General features: G+C 53.3%; 20 protein-coding genes. 15 read left to right on the top strand and 5 right to left on the bottom strand.

Annotated features, from left to right (window positions below; genetic code table 11):
* Nucleotides 1–2: 2 nt before the first annotated feature.
* On the bottom strand, nucleotides 3–1,238 hold the full coding sequence (locus DYE26_RS10585; protein ID WP_036624009.1) for an FprA family A-type flavoprotein: 1,236 nt from the start codon (nucleotides 1,236–1,238) through the stop codon (nucleotides 3–5).
* Between the two features lie 185 nt (nucleotides 1,239–1,423).
* Here DYE26_RS10585 and DYE26_RS10580 point away from each other — a divergent pair, with 185 nt between their 5' ends.
* The 4 genes from DYE26_RS10580 (at nucleotide 1,424) to DYE26_RS10565 (ending at nucleotide 6,463) form a co-directional block, all read left to right on the top strand.
* Entirely contained in the window at nucleotides 1,424–1,732 is a 309-nt protein-coding gene (locus DYE26_RS10580; protein ID WP_036624008.1) for a cupin domain-containing protein, read from the top strand.
* Nucleotides 1,733–1,778: 46 nt separating this feature from the next.
* Entirely contained in the window at nucleotides 1,779–2,108 is a 330-nt protein-coding gene (locus DYE26_RS10575; protein WP_227872642.1) for a cupin domain-containing protein, read from the top strand.
* A 387-nt stretch (nucleotides 2,109–2,495) separates the two neighbouring features.
* Entirely contained in the window at nucleotides 2,496–3,410 is a 915-nt protein-coding gene (locus tag DYE26_RS10570; protein WP_115311208.1) for a transposase, read from the top strand.
* Between the two features lie 836 nt (nucleotides 3,411–4,246).
* Nucleotides 4,247–6,463, top strand: a complete 2,217-nt coding sequence (locus DYE26_RS10565; RefSeq protein ID WP_036624005.1) for a heavy metal translocating P-type ATPase — start codon at nucleotides 4,247–4,249, stop codon at nucleotides 6,461–6,463.
* Nucleotides 6,464–6,569: 106 nt separating this feature from the next.
* Here DYE26_RS10565 and DYE26_RS10560 read toward each other — a convergent pair whose 3' ends face one another.
* Nucleotides 6,570–6,950 carry an ArsR/SmtB family transcription factor gene (locus DYE26_RS10560; protein ID WP_036624004.1) on the bottom strand — a complete coding sequence of 127 codons (381 nt, stop codon included), beginning with the start codon at nucleotides 6,948–6,950 and terminating at the stop codon, nucleotides 6,570–6,572.
* Between the two features lie 245 nt (nucleotides 6,951–7,195).
* Between DYE26_RS10560 and DYE26_RS34140 the strand changes: the two genes are divergently transcribed.
* The 8 genes from DYE26_RS34140 to DYE26_RS10525 all read left to right on the top strand — a co-directional run bounded on the left by DYE26_RS34140 (nucleotide 7,196) and on the right by DYE26_RS10525 (nucleotide 16,852).
* Entirely contained in the window at nucleotides 7,196–7,471 is a 276-nt protein-coding gene (locus DYE26_RS34140) for a LacI family DNA-binding transcriptional regulator (RefSeq protein WP_227872641.1), read from the top strand.
* Nucleotides 7,471–8,013, top strand: coding sequence for a substrate-binding domain-containing protein (locus DYE26_RS10555; RefSeq protein WP_255310096.1), 543 nt, complete (start codon nucleotides 7,471–7,473; stop codon nucleotides 8,011–8,013). The genes DYE26_RS34140 and DYE26_RS10555 overlap by 1 nt, the downstream gene beginning before the upstream one ends.
* A 291-nt stretch (nucleotides 8,014–8,304) precedes the next feature.
* Nucleotides 8,305–10,047, top strand: a complete 1,743-nt coding sequence (locus DYE26_RS10550) for a sensor histidine kinase (protein WP_051985541.1) — start codon at nucleotides 8,305–8,307, stop codon at nucleotides 10,045–10,047.
* Nucleotides 10,044–11,681, top strand: a complete 1,638-nt coding sequence (locus DYE26_RS10545; RefSeq protein ID WP_036624003.1) for a response regulator — start codon at nucleotides 10,044–10,046, stop codon at nucleotides 11,679–11,681. Before DYE26_RS10550 ends, DYE26_RS10545 begins: the two co-directional genes overlap by 4 nt.
* Before the next feature lie 197 nt (nucleotides 11,682–11,878).
* Nucleotides 11,879–12,736, top strand: coding sequence for an ABC transporter permease (locus DYE26_RS10540; RefSeq protein WP_051985540.1), 858 nt, complete (start codon nucleotides 11,879–11,881; stop codon nucleotides 12,734–12,736).
* A 27-nt stretch (nucleotides 12,737–12,763) separates the two neighbouring features.
* A complete protein-coding gene (locus tag DYE26_RS10535; protein ID WP_036624001.1) occupies nucleotides 12,764–13,651 on the top strand; it encodes a carbohydrate ABC transporter permease in 888 nt (295 codons plus the stop codon).
* A 50-nt stretch (nucleotides 13,652–13,701) separates the two neighbouring features.
* On the top strand, nucleotides 13,702–15,414 hold the full coding sequence (locus DYE26_RS10530; protein ID WP_051985539.1) for an extracellular solute-binding protein: 1,713 nt from the start codon (nucleotides 13,702–13,704) through the stop codon (nucleotides 15,412–15,414).
* 16 nt (nucleotides 15,415–15,430) lie between these two features.
* Nucleotides 15,431–16,852, top strand: a complete 1,422-nt coding sequence (locus DYE26_RS10525) for a glycoside hydrolase family protein (RefSeq protein WP_036624000.1) — start codon at nucleotides 15,431–15,433, stop codon at nucleotides 16,850–16,852.
* Nucleotides 16,853–16,941: 89 nt separating this feature from the next.
* Here DYE26_RS10525 and melA read toward each other — a convergent pair whose 3' ends face one another.
* Complete coding sequence (gene melA, locus DYE26_RS10520; protein WP_036623999.1) at nucleotides 16,942–18,240, bottom strand: alpha-glucosidase/alpha-galactosidase; 1,299 nt, start codon at nucleotides 18,238–18,240, stop codon at nucleotides 16,942–16,944.
* Between the two features lie 177 nt (nucleotides 18,241–18,417).
* Here melA and DYE26_RS10515 point away from each other — a divergent pair, with 177 nt between their 5' ends.
* A complete protein-coding gene (locus DYE26_RS10515; protein ID WP_036623998.1) occupies nucleotides 18,418–19,293 on the top strand; it encodes a helix-turn-helix transcriptional regulator in 876 nt (291 codons plus the stop codon).
* A 5-nt stretch (nucleotides 19,294–19,298) separates the two neighbouring features.
* On the opposite strand, the gene DYE26_RS10510 is transcribed toward DYE26_RS10515, so the two are convergent.
* Complete coding sequence (locus DYE26_RS10510) at nucleotides 19,299–19,754, bottom strand: VOC family protein (RefSeq protein WP_036623997.1); 456 nt, start codon at nucleotides 19,752–19,754, stop codon at nucleotides 19,299–19,301.
* Between the two features lie 156 nt (nucleotides 19,755–19,910).
* Between DYE26_RS10510 and DYE26_RS10505 the strand changes: the two genes are divergently transcribed.
* Nucleotides 19,911–20,342 carry an Lrp/AsnC family transcriptional regulator gene (locus DYE26_RS10505; protein ID WP_036623996.1) on the top strand — a complete coding sequence of 144 codons (432 nt, stop codon included), beginning with the start codon at nucleotides 19,911–19,913 and terminating at the stop codon, nucleotides 20,340–20,342.
* A 713-nt stretch (nucleotides 20,343–21,055) separates the two neighbouring features.
* On the top strand, nucleotides 21,056–22,582 hold the full coding sequence (locus DYE26_RS10500; protein ID WP_036623995.1) for an ABC-F family ATP-binding cassette domain-containing protein: 1,527 nt from the start codon (nucleotides 21,056–21,058) through the stop codon (nucleotides 22,580–22,582).
* 434 nt (nucleotides 22,583–23,016) lie between these two features.
* Here DYE26_RS10500 and hcp read toward each other — a convergent pair whose 3' ends face one another.
* A complete protein-coding gene (hcp, locus tag DYE26_RS10495; RefSeq protein WP_082207839.1) occupies nucleotides 23,017–24,702 on the bottom strand; it encodes a hydroxylamine reductase in 1,686 nt (561 codons plus the stop codon).
* Between the last annotated feature and the right edge of the window lie 87 nt (nucleotides 24,703–24,789).

The following is a 24,789-nucleotide window of genomic DNA, read 5'->3' as shown; positions in this document are numbered from 1 at the left end:
CCCTAGATCACGCTAAGCAGCAGATCCGCGACGAACTCGGCGGCGTTTTTGATTTTTCTGACTTTGTCTTCGTCATTAGGGGTGAACCGGATGCGCACCGGGAATTCAACGTGGGTCATGCCGGTCGTTTTGATCACGTTGGAGGTGCTTTGCACCTGCATATTTGTGGCATTCAAGTAATCCTGCACGACTTCGATCGCTTCGCCGCTCCATCCGTACGAACCGAAAGCCGCGCCAAGCTTGCCTTCCAGATTCATGTCCGGAAGTTTCTTGAGCAGGCTTTCCAGCTTGCCGGTCATATCCGCATATTTGGTGGAGCTGCCGATAAAAACGGCATCGGCAGCGGCGATGCTGTTCAGCACATCGGCTTCATCCGCTTTATCCACGTCCCATAGCTCAACGCCGATACGGTTTTCCTCGAAGCTGTCTTTTAGGATTTGGGCCATTTTTTTGGTGTTGTTTTTAAACGTTGCATAAACGATGGCCACCTTTTTGTCTTGCTTGGTTTCCGTGCTGAGTTCGGCATACAAACGGATATATTTGCCGATGTCGCTGCGGAGAATAAAACCATGCGACGGGGCGATCATTTGGATGTCCAAGTCTTTGACGGCTTCGATTAAGGTTCGCACATATCTTCTGTGCGGATGGATGATGGCCCGGTAATACCCGGTAAAATCCTCGGTGACATCAAACCCGGCTTCATCCGCAAACAGGCTGTTTACGGCCACATGGGTACTGAAAATGTCGCAAGGAAACAAGATTTTATCTTCCACGCAGTAAGTGATCATCGTTTCTTCGGTGTGCAAATAAGGTGTTTCTTTAAATAGAAGCGTTTTGCCGCCGATATCCAGTGTATCGCCGTCCTTGACCGCCAGATATTGACGGTGCTGGAGCTTGTACATTTGCTGGATTTCCGGAACGGCTACTTCCGTACATACAATCGTGGCATTGGTTGCCCTGGCGGCCAGCGCCGCTAGTCCGCCCGAATGATCGGGTTCGGTATGGTTGATGACAATGTATTGGATATCCAGCGGGTTGATCAGTTCGGTGACATGGTCGGCGAACTCTCTGCCGAATTCCATATCGACGGTGTCGATCACCGTCGGTTTGCCGGTTTTCAGCAGATAGGAATTGTAGGTGGTGCCTTTGGTCAGAAGCAGCCGGTGGAAGGGAACCTCGCGGTTGTCGATTTTTCCGATCCAGTATACGTCCTTGCTGATTTCGAATCCGGGTTGCATATTTGAAAACCTCCTGTGGAATGGATTTAGGAACAACTCGATTGTATATCTCGCGGCTTGTCCGGCAGAGGATTGAAATCAAACCAAAAAAATACTTGAACCGCCTTGAAAATTTGATTTGAATCCTTCTTTTTGCGGGTTGGCGGATTTACAATGAGGTAAATTACGAGGGGAAGGGAGAAGCTATGAACCTTGAGCCGGAAAAAACGTTTGCCGTAAAGGAACTGGTGCAATACCGCAGCCAGCAAATTAACAGCCGCTTTTTTTCATATCTAGGCGTGGACGCGGTGCTTTTTGCCTTTGACGATAATGAAAGCATAAGCTCCGAATCTGCCGAGGCACCCAAATTGTTATATGTTTTTGAGGGACAGCTTGAAGTTGCCGTTGACGGGAAGAAGCTGGCATTAAACGAAGGGGATTCCGTCGTGATTTCGGCGCAAAAAAAACATGCCCTCCAAGCGGCGGGCAGATGCAAGTTCGTGCAAATTGGCTAATTGACTAAGATGAACAACATTATTTTATATATTTGGAGGAATGAACATGAACATTAATAAATTACCGCAGGCAAAAGTATTAAAATTGGCGGATGAAATAACGGTTGAACAACACCAGATTTCCAGCAAAACGCTAGTGCAGCGTCCGAACCTTGGAATGACCTTGTTTGCGCTCGATCAAGGAGAAGAAATCAAAAAGCACTCTTCTTCCGGGGATGCGATGGTGAATGTCATCGAAGGCACAGCCGAGATTACGATCGGCGATGAAGTGTACACTGTTAGGGAAGGCGAAACTATTATTATGCCGGCAAACATTCCCCACGGCCTGAAGGCGGTAGAGGAAGCCTTTAAAATGCTGCTGATTGTTGTAAAGTGACAAACAATGGGCATATGCACTCCCAGATCAAAGTGGTCAAAACTATACTTGAATAGGATATTGTCAACTAAAGTGTCTTTTCAATAGTCAGAATTTGACAAATACCTTAGTATGTAAAAAAATCTAATGTGGCTGTTTATGGCGTTTGTCTCTTGGTGTCCCTGCATGCTGCCTGCCTTTGCACGATTATTCCTTTCGCTCAGGGAACAGGGGATGGGGGCTAGAGCAAGGATTCCAAAAAAGAGAGAAGAAAAAAACAAAAAAAAGATGGGGAAAAAATGAGGCGGTGCAGGTGAGATTTTTGGCTTGATTAGAGAACGTATGTTTTGTATAATGAAATAAATGGAACTTATGTTCGTGTATTCTTGATTCGGGAGGTAAGCGGATATGGAAGCCAATGCGGGAACGGAACTTCAACCATTCAGCAGCCGTTTTAACAGCGAGCAGGACTGCATGGAGGCGCTGATCGCGATGAAGTGGCCAAGCGGCTTTGTCTGCCCGCGCTGCGCTCACACCCGGTGCAGCCGTCTGACCTCCCGGCATATCCCCTTATTTGAGTGCGGAAAGTGCAAGCATCAAACATCGCCTTTGGTCGGCACGATTTTTGAAGGAACGCATCTCCCCCTGGTGAAGTGGTTTCAGGCGCTGGATTTGTTCCTGCTGGAGGGCGGCATCTCGGCGCTGCGGCTGCGCCAGGTGATCCGGGTCGCCTACAAGACCGCCTGGTCGATGCTGCACAAAATACGTCATGCCGTAGGGGAGTTCGATGCCCGGGAACTGCTCTCCGGAGACGTGAAGGTGAACAGCGATCAGTATGGGCGTAATCCGTCCCGGTGCCAGCTTTCGCATCCGTACGCCTCGGCGGTCGTAGCGGGCTGCACGGTAACAGAGTCGGGCGAGCCGGAGCAGGTCAAAATCCGCCTGGTGCCGCATAAGCGGGGAGGCGAAAAAAGGGCAGACCGTCACGATCTAACCGCGTTTATTGGCGGGCATGTGGATGTCCGTACATCGGCGGTACAGTTGTTCCCTCAGGCCTTTCGGCTGTATGCGCCCTTGCGGAGAGTGGTGAGAGAGGCGTGGGAATCGCTGAAGAGTACGTATGGAGCCTTGGGACTGAAGCATCTGCAGGCGTACCTGAACGAATACACCGGACGCCGCCGGTTGCGCCTGTCCGGAGGACTGCCCGGAGCGGAAGAAACGATGCGGCAGAAGTTGCTGCAGATGTGTGTGGCGATTCCGGCGATCCCTTACCGTAAGCTGATCGCGCGCCAACCGAACCAGCTCCTTGCGGCTGCGGCCTGATCACAGTCTTTTCATTTTTCCCGGTTTCTTGCCCCAACCCTCCCGTCAGGTCGGCTTCCCTTCTCCCGAATCTGACTAATGATCTCGAACATGACTGCTTATCACAAACATACCCCCTTTTCCCCAATATATCTTCCTCTCCTGAATATATCTTCATCTCTGCTTCCTGATCAAACGGGATAATTGTGCAAAGCGTTCGGCCAACGGATGTTGATCTGCAGCAGAGCCCAAAGAATATTTATGGGTGCGCATGGGTAAGAAATGAAGCCCCGAGCCATGGCGGGACCCGCTCTCCAAATCATGCGGGTATGGCGGCGGCTTTTCTTAGGGGGAAAAAGCGAGGCTCAACCTAGAAATCGGTGCTTGGCACGGCCGGCTATTGAAACGGCCGCGCCAATCTCCTCGGCTCCGCACTGGATCTCGGCCTTCAAAATAGCGGCACTTTAGGTACCTATTATTCGGGTTCAGGCATGTTTCTAAATGTTAGATGCATTTTTCGTCCTTATTTTCCTGCGGATGGTCCGGTATGCGTGAATTCCCATGCGATTCGAGAAAATAACGACATTGCTTCTACGTACCGCTAAGTGGACGGATATGGCCAGAATAACGCCCTTTTTTGCCCTTATGTCTTTCATTGGAGTTCCTCGGGCAGCCTAACCAATTAACCGGATCGTCTTTGCCATTTGCGTAACCGGCTCCTTTTTATCCGCGTCGGAACCGCAGAAAAAGGGGCCCAAGCTGTGCCGAATTTCGTTGACACTGGCTAACCAACAAGAATATACTATATATGAACATTTACTCATATATCGTTTTAATATTGAGGAGTGAGCAAGCGGATGGAAACGGCTGCAGGTATAGTTAAACGCAAATTCGTTCTGGAAGGCTTGGATTGCGCGAACTGCGCTATGAAAATCGAAAACGGTGTTCAGAACATTGACGGGGTTTCGGCTTGTTCGGTGAATTTTGTGAACAAAACGTTAACCATGGAAATGGTCATGGACCGCAGCGAGGAGATCCTTGAGCAGACCAAGAAAAAAATCCGCGCGCTGGAGCCTGACGTCAAAGTATTGGAGCAAGGAGCGGCGGGAATTAAACGTGCCCATAACCACGGCCACAGCCGCGGCCATGATCATGCTGACGATCGCGGTGCCGAAGCGGCTGAGGATGGACACGGCCATTCCCATGACCACGGGGCGCAAAGCCTTAAAATCATGGTCGCCCGCCTGGCTGCAGGTTTTGTCATCGGCGCGGCGGCGCTATCGTTATCCTTGGGTCAGGAGCTTAAGCTGATCCTGTTTCTGGCCTCCTACCTCGTTGTGGGCGGGGATATCGTCTACAAGGCGCTGAAAAACATCGTCAGAGGCCGGGTGTTCGATGAAAACTTCCTGATGGCGATCGCAACCGTCGGTGCGTTTGTGATCGGGGAGTACCCCGAAGGCGTGGCCGTCATGTTCTTTTACCAGATTGGTGAACTGTTCCAGAGCATTGCCGTCAACCGGTCGCGGAAATCGATCAGCGCGCTGATGGACATCCGCCCGGATTTTGCCAATTTGAAGGCGGGCGACGAGATCAAACGGGTGAGTCCGGAGGAAGTGCGGATCGGCGATTTCATCGTCGTTCGTCCTGGCGAGAAAGTACCGCTTGACGGTAAAGTCGCGGAAGGAAGCTCGGCTATGGATACCTCGGCGCTGACCGGCGAGTCCGTACCGCGCGAAGTGGCTGCCGGCGATGATGTGCTGAGCGGATTTATCAACAAACACGGGGTTTTGACGGTCGAGGTTACGAAGGTGTTTGGCGAGTCGACCGTGGCCAAAATTCTCGATCTGGTCGAGAACGCAAGCAGCAAAAAGGCTCCGACGGAAAACTTTATTACAAAATTTGCCCGTTACTATACGCCGTTTGTTGTCATCGTCGCCGCTTTGCTGGCCGTTCTTCCTCCGCTGATCATTAGCGGCGCGACCTTCGCGGATTGGGTATACCGGGCTCTGGTATTCCTGGTCATTTCCTGTCCTTGCGCCCTGGTGGTTTCAATTCCGCTCGGCTTCTTCGGCGGCATCGGCGCTTCCTCCAAGAACGGCGTGCTGGTTAAGGGCAGCAATTACCTGGAAGCGCTGAATGACGTCAAATACGTCGTGTTCGATAAAACGGGAACCCTGACCAAAGGCGCGTTTAAAGTTAACGGCATTTACCCGCAAAACGGATGGACCGAACAGGAACTGCTGCGTCAGGCCGCTTTTGCCGAAATGCACTCCACCCATCCGATCGCGGAGTCGATCAGGGAAGCTTACGGAAGGGAACTGAAAGAAGAGCTGCTCTCGGGGTACAACGAAATATCGGGCCACGGCATTCAGGTTATGTTCGAAGGCAGGGAGGTGCTGGCGGGCAACGCGAAGCTAATGAAGCGGGAAAATATCGCTTTCGCCGCGCCTGCCGAGCTGGGCACCATCGTGCATGTCGCGGTCGGCAGGCAATACGCCGGTTATTTGGTCATTGCCGACGAGGTTAAGGAGGATTCGGCACAGGCGATCCGTTCTCTGAAAAATCTCGGCGTGAAGAAGATTGTGATGCTGACGGGCGACATCAAGGCGGTGGGCGAAGCGATCGGCAAAAAGCTGGGCGTCGACGAGGTCCGGGCCGAACTGCTGCCGCAGCATAAGGTGGAGGAACTGGAGAAGATCGACCGCCAGAAAGCGGGCAAAGAAAAGATCGTGTTCGTCGGCGACGGGATCAACGACACGCCGGTGTTGGCCCGAGCGGATGTCGGCGTGGCCATGGGCGGCCTTGGGTCCGACGCGGCGATTGAAGCGGCCGATATCGTCATCATGACCGATGAGCCTTCCAAGCTGGCTTCGGCAATTCATATTGCGAAGAGCACCCGGCGCATCGTATGGCAGAACATTATTTTTGCGCTGCTCGTCAAAGCGGTTTTCCTGCTTCTGGGCGCGTTTGGGATTGCGACGATGTGGGAAGCGGTGTTCTCGGATGTAGGCGTCACTCTGCTTGCCGTTCTGAACGCGATGCGCGTATTAAAAATCAAGCCCAACTTGAGTTAAGGGAATGGGGTTGGGCGAGATGGGCAATCGCCGATCCCGCTCCCGTCCCCGGCCGGAGCGCGCTGCTCGCCGGGGCCGGGACGGGGCCGATCTGCGGTTTTTCGTATCATCCGTGGTTGGTGTGCTGAAGGGTTTGGAGAAAAATTTGCTCGATGTGAGCGTCGTCAAGCGAATAATAAACCGTCTTGCCAACCTTGCGCCGTTTAACGATTCTCAGGTTGCGCAGGTACCGCAGCTGGTGGGAAACGGCCGACTGCCCCATTTCGAGCAGCACCGTCAAATCATGCACGCACAATTCCCTTTTTAGCAGGGCGCTGATGATTTTCACGCGTGTCGGATCGCTGAAAGCCTTAAACCAATCGGCAAGCTGAACCGCCGCCTGGTCATCGATGAGCTCCGCTTTGACCTCAGCCAAATCCGCCGCCGATCCTAGGCAGCTCGTATCGCATTCTTCTGCCGTGTTTGCCGTATTTATAGAACGTGTCATTGAATATCACCCTTCTACGCTAGGCGTTTGCATATATTATACTTAAACGAAATCATTACTATTAAAAGATTGCTGTCATCACAGTATCACATAAGCAACCTTTAAACAAGTTGCCCGAGGACGCCTGAATATACGGAATCCGGGCCGCTCCGGGCTCGTCAGAAATGAAATATTCCACGCAGTAAATTGAAGCGCTTCCAATCCGGTGTTATGATAAGTTCAGCGAAGATGAAAGCGGGGATTCCATGGCAAGTATCAAGGATGTCGCGCAAATGGCCGGAGTGGCGGTAGGAACGGTCTCCCGGGTCATCAACAACTCGGGGCCGGTCAAATTGGAAACGCACCGGAAGGTGGAAGAGGTCATCCGGCGGATGAACTATGTTCCCAATGAAGTAGCCAGGAACTTTAAAATGCAGAAGTCGAAAATGGTTGCGCTGCTGCTGCCCAGTATTTGGCACTCGTCCTTTTCCGAATTGGCTTATTATGTCGAGGACGAGCTCGATCGCAGCGGATTAAGCTGATGCTCTGCAATAGCGGCGGCAAGCCGGAAAAGGAGCTTTATTACCTGGATATGCTCCGGCAGAACAAAGTGGCCGGGATTGTGGGAATTACTTATAACGACATTGAGGACAATGTCGGCCCCGAAATTCCGATGGTCAGCATCGACTGCCATTTCAACCGCCCGATCACCTGCGTTACTTCGGACAATTTCGCAGGCGGCCGGCTCGCGTTGCGGGAGTTGGTTAAGGCCGGAGCTCAAAAGCCCGTCTTCATTGGAGCGGTTGCGGCCATGCCCAGCGAAATGATGAACCGCAAGGCGGGATTTGCGTATGAAGCGAGGCGGCTTGGCGTGGACTACGCCATATTTGAACGGCCGGATCCGATCGCGGACGAAGCCGCGTATTTCGATGAATTTTTCCGTATCCACCGGGAGACCGACGGCGTGTTTGCCATTAATGACATGTTCGCCGCCAAATATATCGACCGGGCGGTGCAGTTGGGACTGAAGGTTCCGGAGGATGTCAAGGTGATCGGTTACGACGGAATCCAGAGCCATCCTTAGTTCCACGATCCGCCAGCCGGTGGAGGAGATGGCGCGCACGGCCGTTCAATTGCTCTTTCGGATCATGGGCGGGGAAAGGCAGCTGCAGGAAGCTTACCGGCTGCCGGTCGTTTTCAGGCGGGGCGAAACAACCTGAGCGATTGCCGAGAGGTTGTTTCGGACAAAAAATGGAAACGTTTCACTTTATTTTGGAAGCGCTCTCTGAAAGGGGATGAAGATGCTCACTGCCAGGGTAGTGTATTGGTTAATGGTGTGGCGGGACGGCGAACATCGAGGGAAAGGGATGGGTCTATGAGAAGCAAAGCGCACGCGAATAATCTTGTTTTCGACATGCTCTATAAACGTTTTTTGCTGGTGATTGCCGCAATCCTGGTGATCGCCATTATTTTCGGCGCCGTATTGTTTTTGCGCAGCCAGCGGTATTATTCGGAGATTATTTACTACAAACAGGTTGAGCGGCTAAAATTCGTGCATCACGATATCGAAAGTGAAATTGAAACGATCAAACGCATCCAGTACGGCGTCATGATGGACGAGAATGTGGACAATATACGCTATCTTTATGCGTCCAGCCCTTATTTCCAGCGTTATCAAATGATCCGCGCCATGATGGATCAAATGAAATCGCTCAAGAACAGCAGCCGCCTGGTGTCTAATGCGGAAATTTACTTCAAGTCCATCGGCAAAGTGATCGGCACCGACGAAATAAACGATATGAACCCCAAGACCTGGGATGACATGCAGCAGGAGCTGTTTAAAAATACTAAGAATACGTCCACGCTGCGGACATACAATAACCGCTTGATTGTTATGGAAGCGGTTACAAATGCGGCGGACAGCCGGGATCTTGACTGCGTCCTGATTGTGGAGCTGGATCAACGGGCGATCGAAGAACAACTGAAGAACGCCCAGTTGACCGACGAGGATATCATCGTGCTGACCGGCGGCGAACGGCAATTTATCGTCTCCAGCGCGCGTGCGGGAGACACCCTGACGGTTGATGCGGCGGCCGGACAGCAGGTTATGCTTGGCGGCAGGCGGTTCGATGTTATCCGGAGCGAATCCGAGGCCCTTGAGACCCAACTGCTGTGGCTTTACGTAGATAACACGAATCAGGTGGTGATCGGGATCGCCCTGACGCTGCTGCTGAGCTTTATCGCGATCATCGCGGCCGTCGTGCTGTCCGGTTTTCTGGAATCCTACCGCCGAGTGTATCATCCGCTGAAGCTTCTGCTGGAGGATGCCTTCGAGCAGGTTCGGGCCGGAAACTTCAAGTACCGGATTACCCGGGACGAGCCATCGTATTTTGCCAAGCTGTACGACAGCTTCAACGGAATGGTCGGCCAAATCGATTTTCTGATCGAACAAGATTTAAAACAGCAGCTTCTGATCAGCCATGCCCAATTGAAGCATTTGCAGGCTCAGATCAATCCTCATTTTATGTACAACAGCTATTATCTTCTTTATCGCATGATCAAAATGAAAGACTACGAGAACAGCGTCGCTTTCTGTGAGCATCTCGGCAAATTTTACGAGTACATTACTCGTGACGGCGAGGACGAGAAGAGGCTTCGGGAGGAGGTGGAGCATGCGCGGAACTACGCGGCCATTCAGGGCTACCGCTTCAAACAGCGCGTTAAGATCGACATTGCCGAACTGCCTGAGCGCTGGGCGGACACCCCCGTTCCCCGCCTGATTCTCCAGCCTTTGTTGGAAAACGCCTTTCAGTACGTTTTTGAAAAAGTTTCTTCGGACTCGTCCGGCTGCTTGAGCGTCTCCTTCCGTGAATGCGGCGGGGAACTGGCCATCCGCGTCGAGAACAGCGGGGAGCTGGATACGGAAACGGTGCAGCATATCCGCACTCTAGTCGAGACGGGGAGCAAGGACGGACAGATCACGGCGTTAACGAATATTCACAGACGGCTGCAAATTTATTTCAAAACGCGGGCCGGACTATCCATTTCCAAATCGCGGTTCGGCGGACTTTGCGTCGAAATTCGCATTTTGAACGAAGAAAGCGAGGGGGTAACATGAACGAATCTGGCCGGAAGCTGTTGATCGTGGACGACGAGCCCACGATTGCCGACGGATTGCAAATGCTGTTTCGGGAGCGGGAGGAATTGGGGCTGGAGGTGAAGGCCGCCTATTCGTCCAAAGAGGCGCTCGGCGTATTTGCGGAGTTTGGCCCGGACGTGGTTCTGCTCGACATCCAAATCCCGGGCGTCACCGGGCTTGAATTGGCCGGGCGCATGCGCGCGCTGCACCCTGCCGTCAAAATTATTTTCCTGACCGGTTACGACTATTTCGAGTATGCCTACAAGGCCATCAAGCAAGACGCCACCGATTATATTCTGAAAACCGAGGGGGACGACAAAGTCATCGCCGCGGTCGCTGCGGCCTTGGACCGGATCGCCTACGAGCAAGGTTTGCAAAACCAGTATACGGAGGCCCAAGCGCGTCTTGCCACGCTGCTTCCGGTATTTAGGGATCATTTGCTGGCGGCGTTGCTTAACGAATCTTCGCCCGATGCGGGCGCGATGTTTCGGGCGATGGCCGAATTGGACGAATCGTTAACGCCCGCCCAGCCCGTGCTGGTTCTCCTCGGGAGAAGCTGCACGGATCAATTGCCGTTGCCGGTTAGAGGGCTCGTGCAATTGACCGTGGAGCAAATTTTGCGGGCACAGCTTCATCCGTCGCCCTGGCAAATTTTCAGCGCAAGTCATCGGGAGGATATTCTCTGGTTTCTGGCCGGACGCGACAGCGGGCCCGGCTTGCCGGCGGTACCGGTGCCGCTGCTGGAGGATATTCAGACGATTTTAGCGGAACGGGCGGGATGCAAGTTTTCCTTTGTGCTGGCGAGAGAGCAGGTTAACTGGATGGAGATCGGCCGCGTTTACCGCTCGCTCCAAAGAACGCTGGCGCTCTTTGATCTGTGCAGCCAGGAAGGAATCGCCATGGAGGGAGAACGATATCCCGAGTCTTCCTTGGCGGAGGAAGAAGAGTGTGCGGATATCCTGCGTCTGCTGCCGCGAGTGGAATTGCTTAAGACCCATCTGCAGAACGGAAATCTGAAATCGTTCCGCAGTCTTCTGGACGAGTTGTGCCGGGTCCTGTCCGGAGTTCGCGGCGGGTACACGCTTCATGCCATCGAGCTTTATCTGACGGCCGGAAAGGCGCTGCTCGGGCATTTGAACGAAACCCGGTTATATTCCGCGCTGCCGGGCGATATCGATTTGGCGCTGCTGTACACGCCTACCCGAATGCAGGGCTGGCCGGAACGGGCCGGATATTTGGAAAAGCTGGGCCGGGCGCTGTGCGAGGCGGCGGACGCGGAACGCCGGTTCAACGCGGAGGCGACGATTTGCCGGATCAAAGACTATATCGGCCAGCATTTGGCGTCGGATTTGTCCTTAAACGCGCTGGGCCGGGCGACGGGCTTCAACCCCAGCTATCTTTCGCGGATATTCAAGCGGGATGTGGGAATCGGACTTCACGACTATATCACCCGGCGCAGAATGGAACTGGCCCGGTCGCTGTTGACCCACACGAAAATGAAAATTTACGAAGTCGCGCAAAAATGCGGATACGACAACACCAACTATTTTATCCGCATCTTCAAGTTGACGGTGGGGCTGACGCCGCAAGAATACAGAAACCGTCATGCTTAAAAAGGAAGGCTCGAAACCGCAAAAATAAGTAAAGGAATGGAGATAAAAGTCTAAAGATTAGCATGGGAAACAGCGCGGAAAAGCCGGATAATGAAATTGCGATCGCAAAGTAAGCGCTTTAAAAGGGGGAGATTAGAATCGCAACATCCGGCAAATCAAAGAAAAAATGGTTTCTCAAGGAGCTTCCGTTCCATGTCATGCTTTTGCCGGCGGTCGTCCTGACGATCATTTTCCGCTATGTTCCCATCGCGGGATTGTCCATCGCATTTATGGATTATCAGCCCGTTTTCGGTTTTTTCGATCAGAGATGGATAGGCTGGGACAATTTTGAGTACGTTTTCAATTTGCCCGGATTTTTCAATGTTCTGTGGAACACCTTGTTTATCGCCGTGATGAAAATCATCGGCAATCTGATCGTGCCGGTTGTGTTCGCCCTGCTGCTTAACGAAGTGCGCAACCGCCTGTTCAAGCAGTCGGTGCAGACCATGCTGTATTTGCCTCACTTCTTGTCATGGGTGGCGCTGGCCGGGGTGCTCATCGATATTTTGTCCCCTTCGTCGGGAATCATCAACAACACGCTGGCCGCGTTAGGGATAAAGCCGATCTTTTTTCTCGGCAACCCGGAAACTTTCCCGTACACGCTCGTCATCACCGATGTTTGGAAAGAATTCGGCTGGGGAACGATCATTTACCTGGCGGCGATCACCACGATCGACCCGACTCAATACGAGGCGGCGATTATCGACGGGGCGGGCAGATGGAAGCAGACGCTTCACGTCACTTTGCCGGCGCTGGCGCCCGTCATTTTGCTGCTGATGGTGCTCGGTATCGGCAACGTGCTTCAGGCCGGGTTTGACCAGGTTTACAACCTGTACAGTCCGCAGGTGTACAGTACCGGCGACATCATTGACACCCTGGTCTACCGCATCGGGATCGTGGATGTGCAGTTCGGCCCCGCCACCGCTGTCGGCTTCTTCAAATCGGCCGTATCCTTCGTCCTGATCGTTATCGGATATAAGCTGGCCAACAAATGGGCGGGATACAAGGTGTTCTAGCCGCTTATACGAAAGGGGGGCCTGGCTATGGAAAATTACGCATCCAGAAAAGTGTTTGTCGTGTTTAACGTGTTGCTTTTATCGTTTATGGCCTTTCTCTGCCTGCTGCCAATTCTGAATTTGATCGCGGTTTCATTCAGCTCCCGCTCAGTCGTGGAGGCCAATCAGGTGGGGCTTTGGCCCAAAGGCTTCAACACCAGCTCGTTTCAATACATTTTTGCCAATCCGCAATTTTTCAAATCGCTGTGGATTACGGTGGAACGGACCTTCCTGGGCTGGGCTGCCGAACTGGCGTTGACGATCCTGGTCGCTTATCCCTTGTCCAAATCCAAAAAAGCATTTCGCCTAAGAGGCGTCTACGTCTGGTTTTTCATGGTGACGATGGTGTTCAACGGCGGACTGATTCCCACGTATCTTGTGGTCAACGAACTGCATCTGGTCAATTCCGTTTGGGCGCTGATTTTGCCGGAGGCGGTGGCGATGTTCAATGTGCTGCTGATGCTGAATTTCTTCCGTACGATTCCCGGCGAACTGGAGGAGGCGGCTCTGATCGACGGAGCCGGGTGGCTGGTCACGATGGTCAGGGTCTATTTGCCGCTTAGTCTGCCTTCGCTGGCAACGATCACGCTGTTCATTCTCGTCCGCCACTGGAACAGTTGGTTTGACGGGCTGATTTTCATGAACTTGCCGGACCGTTATCCGCTGATGACCTATTTGCAAACGATGGTGCTAAATCTGGATTTGTCTCAGCTTTCGTCGACGGCGCTCGCGAACAATCCGCAACTTTTGGAAATTACCGGCAGATCGCTCAGATCGGCTATGATTCTGGCCTGTACGCTGCCTATTTTGCTGGTTTATCCGTTTTTGCAGAAATTTTTCGTCAAAGGGATGCTTCTCGGGAGCGTCAAAGGGTAGACAAGTCCGTATTCGGCTCATGACAGGAACAATAAAAGGGGGAGAGAGATTTGAAACAACGGAAAACGATCGTGCTGAAAGGATCTCTTATTGTATTGCTTGCGCTGGCGATGGCCTCCATATCGGCCTGCGGGGGCGCGGCAAAACCGGAGCGGACCGGCGGCGGGGCCGTTTCTGCGCCGGAGAACGACGGCCCGCTGGTAAAGTATGAGCCGGCCATCGAGTTGTCGGCAATGAAGAACCTCTACGGGGATGAACGTTACCTTCCCGGCGATGATCTGAACAACAATGTTTGGACCCGGGCGTACGAGCAGGAACTCGGCATCAAAATCAATTATAAATGGGCGGTGGCCGGCGAAGGCTTTCAGCAAAAGGTAACCATGGCGGTTGCCTCCGATGATCTGCCCGATATTATGACGCTTCCGGCAAAAGACTACTTCACGCTTGCCAAAGCGGGGAAATTGGCCGATCTGACGCCGTATTTCGACAAATACGCTTCGGACACTTTGAAATCGACGTTAAACGCGGACGGCGGAAAACAGATGAAAACCGCTTACGTGGACGGAAAGCTCTACGGGATTCCGCAGACGGGCGGCTTCGACGCGACGGCGGATATGATCTGGATTCGCCAGGATTGGCTGGAGAAGCTGAACCTTCCCGTGCCCAAGACGCTGGATGACGTCGTGAAGATCGCCAAAGCGTTCAGGAATGATGATCCTGACGGCAACGGCGTCAAAGACACGTTCGGCATCGGTTTTCAGAAGGATCTGGTCAGTTCGACCGCCAGCTTTGAGGGCTTTTTTGCGGCGTATCACGCCTATGGCAAAGCTTGGATTCGCGGGGAGGACGGAACGATTTCGTACGGAGCCGTCAAGCCGGGGATGAAGGACGCGCTGGCGAAGCTGAGAGAAATGTTCGCCGATGATCTGATTGACGTAGAGTTCGGCGTCAAGGATTGGAAGAAAGCGGGCGAAGATATCGCCGCGGGCAAAATCGGCTTATTCTACGGAAGGGAAGGATTGCCCTGGATGAGCGCCAAGGACGCCATCGTCAACAATCCGCAGGCCGAATGGATTTGCGTGCCGATCGTCTCGGCCGACGGCCAGCCGGCCAAACCGGTCACCACGGTGACGATGGAGCGCTATTTTGCCGTCCGCGCCGATGTCGCGCATCCGGAAGCGCTGCTGAAAATCATCAACCTGTTCCAGGACAAAATCAACAATCCGCAAACGACGATGGAAACGCTCAATACCTTCGGCGTGGATCCGGAGAGCGGCATCAACTTCGCCGCGTACGCCTTCGGCGGCCTCGATCCGTCCGAGGACAAACCGAATAAATACTTCAAACAAATCAACGACGTGCTGCAGGGCAAGGAGAAGCTGGAAAATATTCATCCGGAGGCGATCCGTTACTACAACACGATCAAGAACTATATGGACAACGGGATGGATAAAGGAGCCGATCCGCTGGGCTGGAATTATTACAAATTCCTCGGTCCCGAAGGCTCCTGGAAGGTAATCGGATACTACCGCGACAACGATCTGCTTGAACGGTCGGCCTGGTTCGGACTGCCGACGCCGACGATGAGCCAGAAAGGAGCCACGCTGGATAAACTCCAGGAGGAGACGTTCATTAAGATCATCACGGGCAGCGCTCCGGTCTCCGATTTCGACGCGTTCGTGGAAAACTGGAAGAAGCTTGGCGGAGAGCAAATCACCAAAGAAGTCAATGAATGGTACAACGCCACTTTTGAGGCGAAATAAGAGGGGGTTAGATCGGATGAAGCAGGGAAGCAGATACCGATTTTACATGCATGAGGCAGAGCGGGGGGACATGCCGGGACCGGATACTTGCGGTGATTTTATGCCGTTCTTTCATCAGGGAGTTTATCACTTGTTCTACTTGCATAAGTACTGCGTGTATGAGGTCGCCACTACGGATTTCGTCCATTACGGAGAGCCGCGGCTGGCGATACCGTGCGGCAGTCCGGAGGATCAGGACTGGCATATCGGCACGGGGAGCGTCGTCGAACGCGAGGGCGTGTTCCATTTCTACTATACAGGCTTTAACGAGAGCAACCGGGATTGCGCGGGCAAGCATGAACAGGTGCTGATGCGGGCCGTCAGCACTGATCTCGTCCATTGGGAGAAGGACGCCTCGTATTGTGTGACGCCTGACACGGAGCATTACGGCGGCTTGCATTGGAGAGACCCCCAGGTGTTCTGGAACGACCGGGAGCGGGAATATTGGATGGCGGTGACGGCGACCGAAAAGGACGGAGATCATAACCGCGGGGGCTGCACCCATATTATGAAGTCGTCCGATTTACAGAGCTGGCGTCCCGGTACGGCAATTTACGCTCCGGGAACTTTTGCTACCCATGAGTGCCACGATATTTTCCAAATGGGCGAATGGTGGTACATGATCTTCTCCAATTATACGCGCTGGTGGGAAACGCGTTACCGGATGGCCAATAGTCCGGCGGGGCCGTGGATCACGCCGGCGGCAGACGATATGTTTGACGGCCGGGCCTTTTATGCCGCGAAAACGGTCTCTAACGGCACAAACCGTTACCTGGTCGGCTGGCAGGCCATCCGCTCCGGGATGGACGACAAGAAGCCGTACCAGTGGGGCGGAAGCGCCTTGGTGCACGAACTCGTGCAGCGCCCGGACGGGACGCTCGGCGTAAAACCGGTGCAGGCTTTAGCGGAATCCTACCGTAGAGCGCGGCCCCAAGCCGCGGTGGCTCACCGCGGGACCTGGACGTTTCAAAACGGAGTGTGCGGCAGCGAGCCTTACGGCTTCGGTTGGGCCGAGGTCGGAAGCATGAGGGAAGCGTGTATGGTTAAAGCGAAGCTTCGCTGGGCGCCGGGAACTCTAGCATGCGGACTCATGCTGCATATCGGCGGGCCGCGGCTGGAGAAATGGTGCCAGGTTCGGCTGGAGCCCGCGCGGAACAGAGTGGTCTTCGACCGCTCCAACAAATTTGACGGGGATCAAATGTTTATCGAAGAACGGTATGTTTCGCTGGCGGGTACGAATGAGGCGGAAGTCAAGGTGTTCGTAAACGGCAATGCAATCATTATTTATGTCAACGACACAGCGCTGGCTACGCGAGCCTATGATTACGAGCCGGGCGGCTGCGGAATTTTTGTCGAGCATGGGGAAGCGGAGTTTTTGGAGCTTGATATCTTGGAATAGACGAGCGCCAAGTAAGCGCGCGGGAGATTTTTCTCCCGCGCGCTTTCGGTGATTTTCCGGAGAAGTCGGCATCGGAGATAGCAGACGGTTTAGCGGTAAGCCGGCAGCCAGTCGCCGTGCGCTTCGATCAAGTCGTCGCACAGCGCGACGATATCGTCCATGGACAGCTCCGCCGAAGTGTGGGGGTCCAGCATCGCCGCGTGGTAAATATGCTCTTTTTTGCCGGTGATAGCCGCTTCGATCGTTAACAGCTGGGTGTTGATGTTCGTCCGGTTCAAAGCCGCGCACTGCGGCGGAAGATCGCCGACATAAGTCGGAGTGACGCCGCTGGCGTCCACCAGGCAAGGCACTTCGACGCAAGCTTCCTTCGGTAGGTTGGGAATCAACCCAGTGTTCATCACGTTGCCGCCGATTTTGAACGGCACGTCGGTTTCAATCGCCTCCATAATATAGGATGCGTATTCATGCGAACGCTCATGTTTCAATTCCGCGTTGTTCACGAGCTCCTCCCGCATTTTTTCCCAGTTAGCGATCTGACTCACACAGCGGCGCGGGTATTCGTCCAGCGGGATTTGGAAGCGGTCGATCAGCTCGGGATAATTGCGCTTGATAAAGTAAGGGTGATATTCGGCGTTATGCTCCGACGATTCCGTGATGTAAAACCCAAATTTCAGCATCATCTCAAAGCGCACCATGTCCTTGTGGGGCTGTTTTTGTTTTTCCGCCGCCCGCCGTTTGATTTCGGGGTACAAATCCGCGCCGTTCCGGGTAACCTCCAGCAGCCAGGCCATGTGGTTGATTCCGGCGATCTTCGCCTGCACTCCGGTTTTGTCCATTTCCAAGCTTTTGAACAGGTCGGGGATGCAGGCTTGAACGCTGTGGCACAGCCCGATGGTGCGGACTTGGCCGTACGTGTTCATGACGTTCGTCAGCACGGCCATCGGATTTGTGTAATTCAGAAATAAGGCGTCGGGACAGACTTCACGGATATCGGCCGCGAATTCCAGCATGACCGGGATCGTCCTGAGGTTGCGGAAGATGCCGCCAATCCCGACCGTGTCGGCGATCGTCTGGCGCAGCCCGTATTTTTTGGGGATTTCGAAATCCGTGATGGTGCAGGGATCGTAGCCGCCGACCTGGATGGCGTTAATCACGTATTTTGCCCCCCGCAAGGCTTCTTTGCGGTCGCTGTAAGCTTTGACGACGCAGGTGCTGCCGCTGCTGCGCTTCAGATTGTTCAGCATGTTCTCCGAGTCCCGCAGCCGCTCAAGGTCGATATCGTACAACGCCAGTTCAAATCCCTGCAGAGCGGGCGTTTGCATGCAGTCGCCCAGCACATTTTTGGCAAAAACCGTGCTTCCAGCCCCGATAAATGTAATTTTCGACATAAAAAACTCCTCCTTTTGAGTATGCAGCCAGCTTATATTCATGCCTTCAATATAGCTTAGGCGGAAGGGGAAAAGTATGGAGGAATCGAAGATAGATATAGATAAATGTTGTATGGGGGATTTTGAATACGGTAAACTGGCAAGGAAGCCGAAAATGTCTTGATCCGGAGGTTTGTGATGATTTCCGACCATTACATGTTTGAAGACAACATCAATCCCGATTTCCGGGAAAAAGACGTCACCCTGCTGTTCAGCGGAGAAGGCCGCCCTCATCCCGCTCATAAAATCGGACCGTCCGTCCATGACTATTTTCTCATCCACAGCGTCCTGGAGGGGGAAGGGGAGTTTCGCTGGAAGGATCAATACCGCCGCTGCTGTCCCGGTGATACTTTCGTCATTTTTCCGGGCGTATTGTTTTCGTATGAGGCCGATTCGCAAAATCCGTGGCATTATGCATGGGTCGCCTTAAAAGGAGCGGGCGTCTCCAGGCAGCTGGCCGACGTCGGCATTACGCCGGGCAGTCCTGTTTGCCATTCCGGGGACATCGCGGCCTTGCATCGCCCTTACACCCGGATTCGGTCGGCGTTCCGGCATGCGGACGACCCGAGGCTGGAGAGCCTGGAGGCGTCGGGATGGCTGACGCTGTTGTTCCATCAGTTCGGACTCGCGAACCGGCAATTGCTGCCTGCCCCCGAAACGAGTGAGCCCGCGATGATCGACCGGCAGGTGGAGCAGGCGGTCCGCTGGATTACGCTGCAATACTACCAGCCGATCAGCATCGGCGAGCTGTCACGTAGGCTCGGCTACCACCGCGCCCATCTGTTTCATGCTTTCAAGGCGCGAACGGGACTTTCACCGAAACAGTATTTAATGAAAGTGCGGATCGAGAAGGCGAAGGAACTTTTGGCCGGACCGCTCACCGTGGACCAGATCGCCGCTTCGGTCGGCTTTAACGACGCCCTTTATTTCTCGCGCCAGTTCAAAAAGGCGACCGGTCTGCCGCCAAGCGAATACCGCTATGTCTATCGCCAAGTTCGCCGCGATGACGGATAGAGCATTTACTTTGGCTGGGACAGATCAAAATCCACGTCCTCCAGGATTTCGACGACCTCTCCGTTGGGGCTGTGAATCACGGCGCTTCTGATCACCAGAGGCGGATCGCCAAGCGTCAGGTTATCCGGCTCGATATAGGGCTTGGCCCCATGGTCGAGCGCTTTGCGGTATACAGCGTCGACATCGTCGACGTAAAAGGCGATATGCAGCAAAGCTCCGGAAACGGCATCTTCGTCCGCGAGCGCATTTTTGCCTTGTGCGGGAACGGCCGCTTCGTTGTCGAAAACCTCGATGCATGTCCGCCCGTCGGGCGAAATCAGCATGGAGGCGTCGGTAATCCGGAAAGCCGGAAGATTCCAATGGTGGCCGAGCTTGAATCCGAACACCTCTGTATAAAATGCGATGGTTGCTTGATAATCCTTGGCGCGGATAGCCGCGTGGGCGAGTCCTTTGATGCTCATTTGCATCCCTCCTTATTGTTATGAGTTGATTATACGAAGGCTTAGCCGTATTAAAACATGCAAATTGTAAGTGTTTTTTGTATTATATTTTCAAAATATAAGTTTTTTCACACCGATTTCTTTAATTTCGCAATAAGCTCCAGGAGGTACTTGACGATGAAACCCATCGATGATGTCGATAAAAAAATTTTGCGGATCCTGCAACGCAATTCCCGGACGCCGATCTCGCAAATCAGCAAAGAAGTGTCTATGTCGCAGCCTTCCGTTAAAGAAAGGATCGTCAAACTGGAAGAAAACTACGTGATTTCCGGATATACGATAACGCTTAACTTGCGGGAAATGGAACGGGGAACGAACGCTTTTATTCTGCTGAAAACGGAGCTGTGCCGACAGCTTGAAGCGTTTTGCGAACAGGCGCCCGAAGTGTCGGATTTGGTGCGGATTAGCGGGGAGTATAATTACCTGATCAAGCTTCAGGTTCCATCTGTCAAAGAGTTGGCCGAATTTCAGGATGCGATTATGAAGTTTGGGCCTTCGAAATCGCATATAGGTACGAAAAATATTATCGAAAATAGAGTTATTCTCTAGGCTGAATATTTTCAAACGGAAAATCCGGCATAAGTTTGCATCGGTGCTCCGGCATATGTTAATATTTCATCTGTATAAATGCGTGCTCAAAAAGTCGGATGACTTTTTGAACGTTCTCTATAAGGAAGGTGCTTGAAATGTTGTATATCAAGCTGGTAAAACTCGTCAGAACACGCCGCTCCGTACAAATGAACACGATGAAGCGTTGTGCGGAGCTTAATGGGGAGCGTAAAGCTTCCTATATTCATCGGCTGAATGGTCTTTATTAAAAAGCGTAGGTTTACTATGCTTCTTTAAGTGTGACCATTAGCCGATTGAGCGTAAGGGCCGTCGACAATGCTTGTCGATGGCCCTTTGTATTTGGCCGCGAGTTCGCCGTACGTTTTTACCGTTCGGCTAACTTGCGCCTTAATCATCAAGCAGAGGGCCGGCGTCCGAAGGACGCCGCTCTCTGCTTTTTTTTATTTCGCTATACGGTGCGAAAAATCTAACGGTTGTGAGCGCGGCTAATTGAGCCAAAATGGGGAGTTTCGAAATGTAGCGGTTGCCAGGTAGCTTATTTCCCGGTTTTTCTTGGGAAAAGGGGCTGTTTTGCACCAATAAGCGTGCCGACAACCATTAGAAAAGGCCCCCCATCTTTTCGGCCTAATAAGCGCAATGGCAACCGTTAGCGTAAAAATGTGCTGGTCAGAGCCAAGAAAAGAGGATAAAAAATGAGCTTACTTCAAGTTGAAAACCTATCGCATAGTTTTGGAGACAAAAAGTTGTACGACAATGCTTCCTTTGAATTATTTAAAGGCGAACACATGGGGATCGTCGGCCAAAACGGGGCCGGAAAAAGCACGCTGATCCGCGTCTTGCTGGGCGAAATCATGCCGGATCAAGGCAGCGTCAAGTGGCAGTCGCAGATTCAGATTGGACACTTGGACCAATATGCCGAAATCGACGGAAACGATACGATTGCCGAATATCTGAAAACGGCGTATGCCGATTTGTTCGAGATGGAGCGCCGCATGAACCGGTTGTACGAGGAATGTGGGGCTAGCGGCGATACCGCCGCTTTGCTCCAGGCTGCGGAATATCAGGAGAAGCTGGAGGCCCGGGATTTTTACTTGATCGACAGCCAGATTCTAAAGGTCGCTTCAGGACTTGGCCTCGACGCTATCGGCTTACAGCGCCAAATCGGGGAGCTAAGCGGTGGACAGCGGGCGAAGGTAATATTGGCCAAACTTTTAATTGAAGAACCGGACGTTTTGCTGCTGGATGAACCGACGAATTTTCTGGATAAGGAGCATGTCGCGTGGCTCGCAGGTTATCTGGCGGATTTTGCCGGCGCCTTTATCGTTGTGTCCCATGACTTCGAGTTTTTGGAGAAAGTGACGACCTGTATCTGTGACATCGAGTTCGGAACGATCAAAAAATATTACGGCAAATACTCCGACTTCCTGCGGCAAAAGGAGCATCTGCGGGAGGATTACGTGCGCCGGTATCATGCTCAGCAGAAAAAGATCGAAAAAACGGAGGAGTATATCCGCCGGAATATCGCCGGCGTCAACTCCAAAATTGCCCAGGGGCGCAGGAAGCAGCTCGAACGGATGGAAAAGCTGGCTCCGCCCGCGTTTACCCATAAGCCATCGATCCGTTTCCGCGAGCTGCCGCTGTCCGCGCAAACCTCGCTCAAAGTCAGCGATCTTGAGGTCGGGTATGGCGCTCCGCTGTTGCCGAAAATCCATTTTTCCGTAATGGGGGGACAAAAGCTCGTGATTACCGGGTTCAACGGGATCGGCAAATCGACGCTGCTGAATACGCTGGTTGGGCGGATTGCCGCGGTTTCCGGGCGGTTCCGGTTTTCGGAGCAGGCCAAAGTCGGGTATTTCGAACAGGATTTGAAATGGGCAAACGGCGCGCTTACCCCGCTGCAAATCATTTCGGAGCGGTTTCCGGGCCTCGGGACGAAGGAAATCCGCCGTTACCTGGCGCAATGCGGCTTGAAGGACGAGCTGGTTACCCAGGAAATCAGCACTTTAAGCGGCGGCGAGCAATCCAAAGTCAAATTGTGCGGCATGGTGCTTTCGCCTTGCAATTTTCTGATCCTGGACGAACCGACGAACCATCTGGATGCGGAAACGAAAGCGGCTTTACAGGACGCTTTGCGCCAATTTCAAGGCAGCGTCATCCTCGTGTCCCATGAGGAGCGGTTTTACCGGGAGTGGGCGGATAAGGTCATTAGTTTGGGATAAACCACGGATCAAGCTTTGGAACCGTTAAACGGTCAGAGCAGGGACGAGGTTAAGTGCGGATGCGCCATCAAAAAGTTCAGCCCCAAAACGCGGGCGGCGGGAGGCATAAGCTCCCGGGTTCGCGTTCTATCAGGATGATGTATCCTAAACCGGCCGCCACACGGGATCAACTGCAAAAGTGCATTTGATTTCCCTGGCAGATGCCATTTTGGAGTGATGAAATGCAAAAATACATCTGACTTGGAGCTATTCGGCAAAAAAGTATCTTTTGACCGGAAATGAACTGCACATTCGGCATTTGCATTTGACGAGCCTATTTCGAGGGATTTCCCGTTTCGACGAAAATCGCCTGCACTTTTGCGCTTTGCGGGAGTTGCGCCTCAAGTTGCATAAACAAAAGACCTGACCGCCGGTCAGGTCTTTCTCGTAATACTTTACGCTCCAAGGAACATCTTCATGTCCTCTTCCACGGTCGTGATGCCGCCGATGCCGAATTTTTCGATTAATACTTTGGCGACGTTCGGCGACAGGAACGCGGGCAGCGTCGGCCCCAGGTGGATGTTTTTGACCCCGAGGTACAGCAGGGCCAGCAGCACGATAACCGCCTTCTGCTCATACCAGGCGATGTTGTAGGAAATCGGCAGGTCGTTGATATCTTCCAGGCCGAAAATTTCCTTTAATTTCAGGGCGATGACGGCCAGCGAATAGGAGTCGTTGCATTGCCCGGCGTCCAGTACGCGGGGAATCCCGCCGATATCGCCCAGGTCGAGCTTGTTGTATTTATATTTGGCGCAGCCTGCAGTCAGGATGACCGTATCGCGGGGAAGCTCCCGGGCAAAGTCCGTGTAATAAGAGCGCGATTTCATCCGTCCGTCGCAGCCGGCCATCACGAAAAATCTTTTGATCGCGCCGGTTTTGACGGCTTCCACCACTTGATCGGCGATGCCGGTCACGGTGTGGTGGGCAAAACCGCCGACAATTTCGCCGCTCTCCAGTTCGGTCGGAGGTTCGCAGCGTTTGGCGTGCGCGATGATTTCCGAAAAATCCTTCGGCTGGCCTTCCGGGCCTTCCGGGATATGCCGCACGCCGGGAAATCCGGTGTTTCCGGTCGTATACATGCGGTCCTTGTAGCTTGCCTTCGGCGGCACGATACAGTTGGTGGTCATCAGAATCGGGCCGTTGAACGCGGCGAATTCCGTCGTTTGCAGCCACCAGGCATTGCCGTAGTTGCCGACGAAATGATCGTATTTCTTAAAGGCCGGATAGTAATGAGCCGGCAGCATTTCACTGTGGGTGTACACATCCACTCCGGTGCCTTCGGTTTGCCGCAGCAGTTCCTCCAGGTCTTTCAAATCGTGGCCGCTGATCAGAATCCCCGGCCGGTTCCGCACGCCGATATTCACTTTGGTCACTTCGGGGTGGCCGTAGGTGCCGGTATTGGCCTCATCAAGCAGGGACATGGCCTCAACGCCATATTTGCCCGCCTCCATCACCAAACCGACGAGATGATCCGCCGTTAAGGAGTCGTCCAAAGTGGCGGCCAGCGCCCGGCGCATAAACAAGTCGATTTGCGGGTTCGAATGGTCCAACTGAAGGGCGTGATACGTATAGGCGGCCATCCCTTTAAGACCGTAGGTGAGCAGCTCGCGCAAGGAGCGGATGTCCGGATCGGCCGTGGCGAGCACGCCGACACTCTTGGCTTTGGCGTCAAACGACGCTTCGTCGTCCGCCTGCCAAACCGCCGCGTCGGGAAGCTCCGCCGCAGCGCCTATACGCTGTTCCTCCCAGTGGCGTCTTACTTCGTCGCGCAGAGCAAGCGCTTCGCGGATTTTGGCGACGAACACGTTGCGGTCAAAGTTGGCGTTCGTAATCGTGGCGAACAGTGAATCCATAATAAAGACCGATGCACGCCGGTCTAAAGCTTCGGGGAGCTCGGTCCCCACGGAGAAAAAGGAAATGCCTTTCAGCACATAGATGAGCAAATCCTGCAGGTTGGCCACGTCATGCGGTTTGCCGCAGACGCCCTTGATCGTGCAGCCGGTCCCGCCGGCCGACTCCTGGCATTGAAAACAAAACATGGACGGCTGCGAAATGTCCGGATTCGAAGCTGTTTGGTTCATTTCAAAATAACCTCCTTTGGGAGAATTTAACGGATATACAGAAGAATACCGCCGGATCGGCCGCGGCCGGGTGATTGTAATCACTCT

The organism is Paenibacillus macerans, assembly GCF_900454495.1.
GTDB classification, from domain to species: Bacteria; Bacillota; Bacilli; order Paenibacillales; family Paenibacillaceae; genus Fontibacillus; species Fontibacillus macerans.
This window is presented reverse-complemented; position numbering and strand designations above follow the sequence as displayed.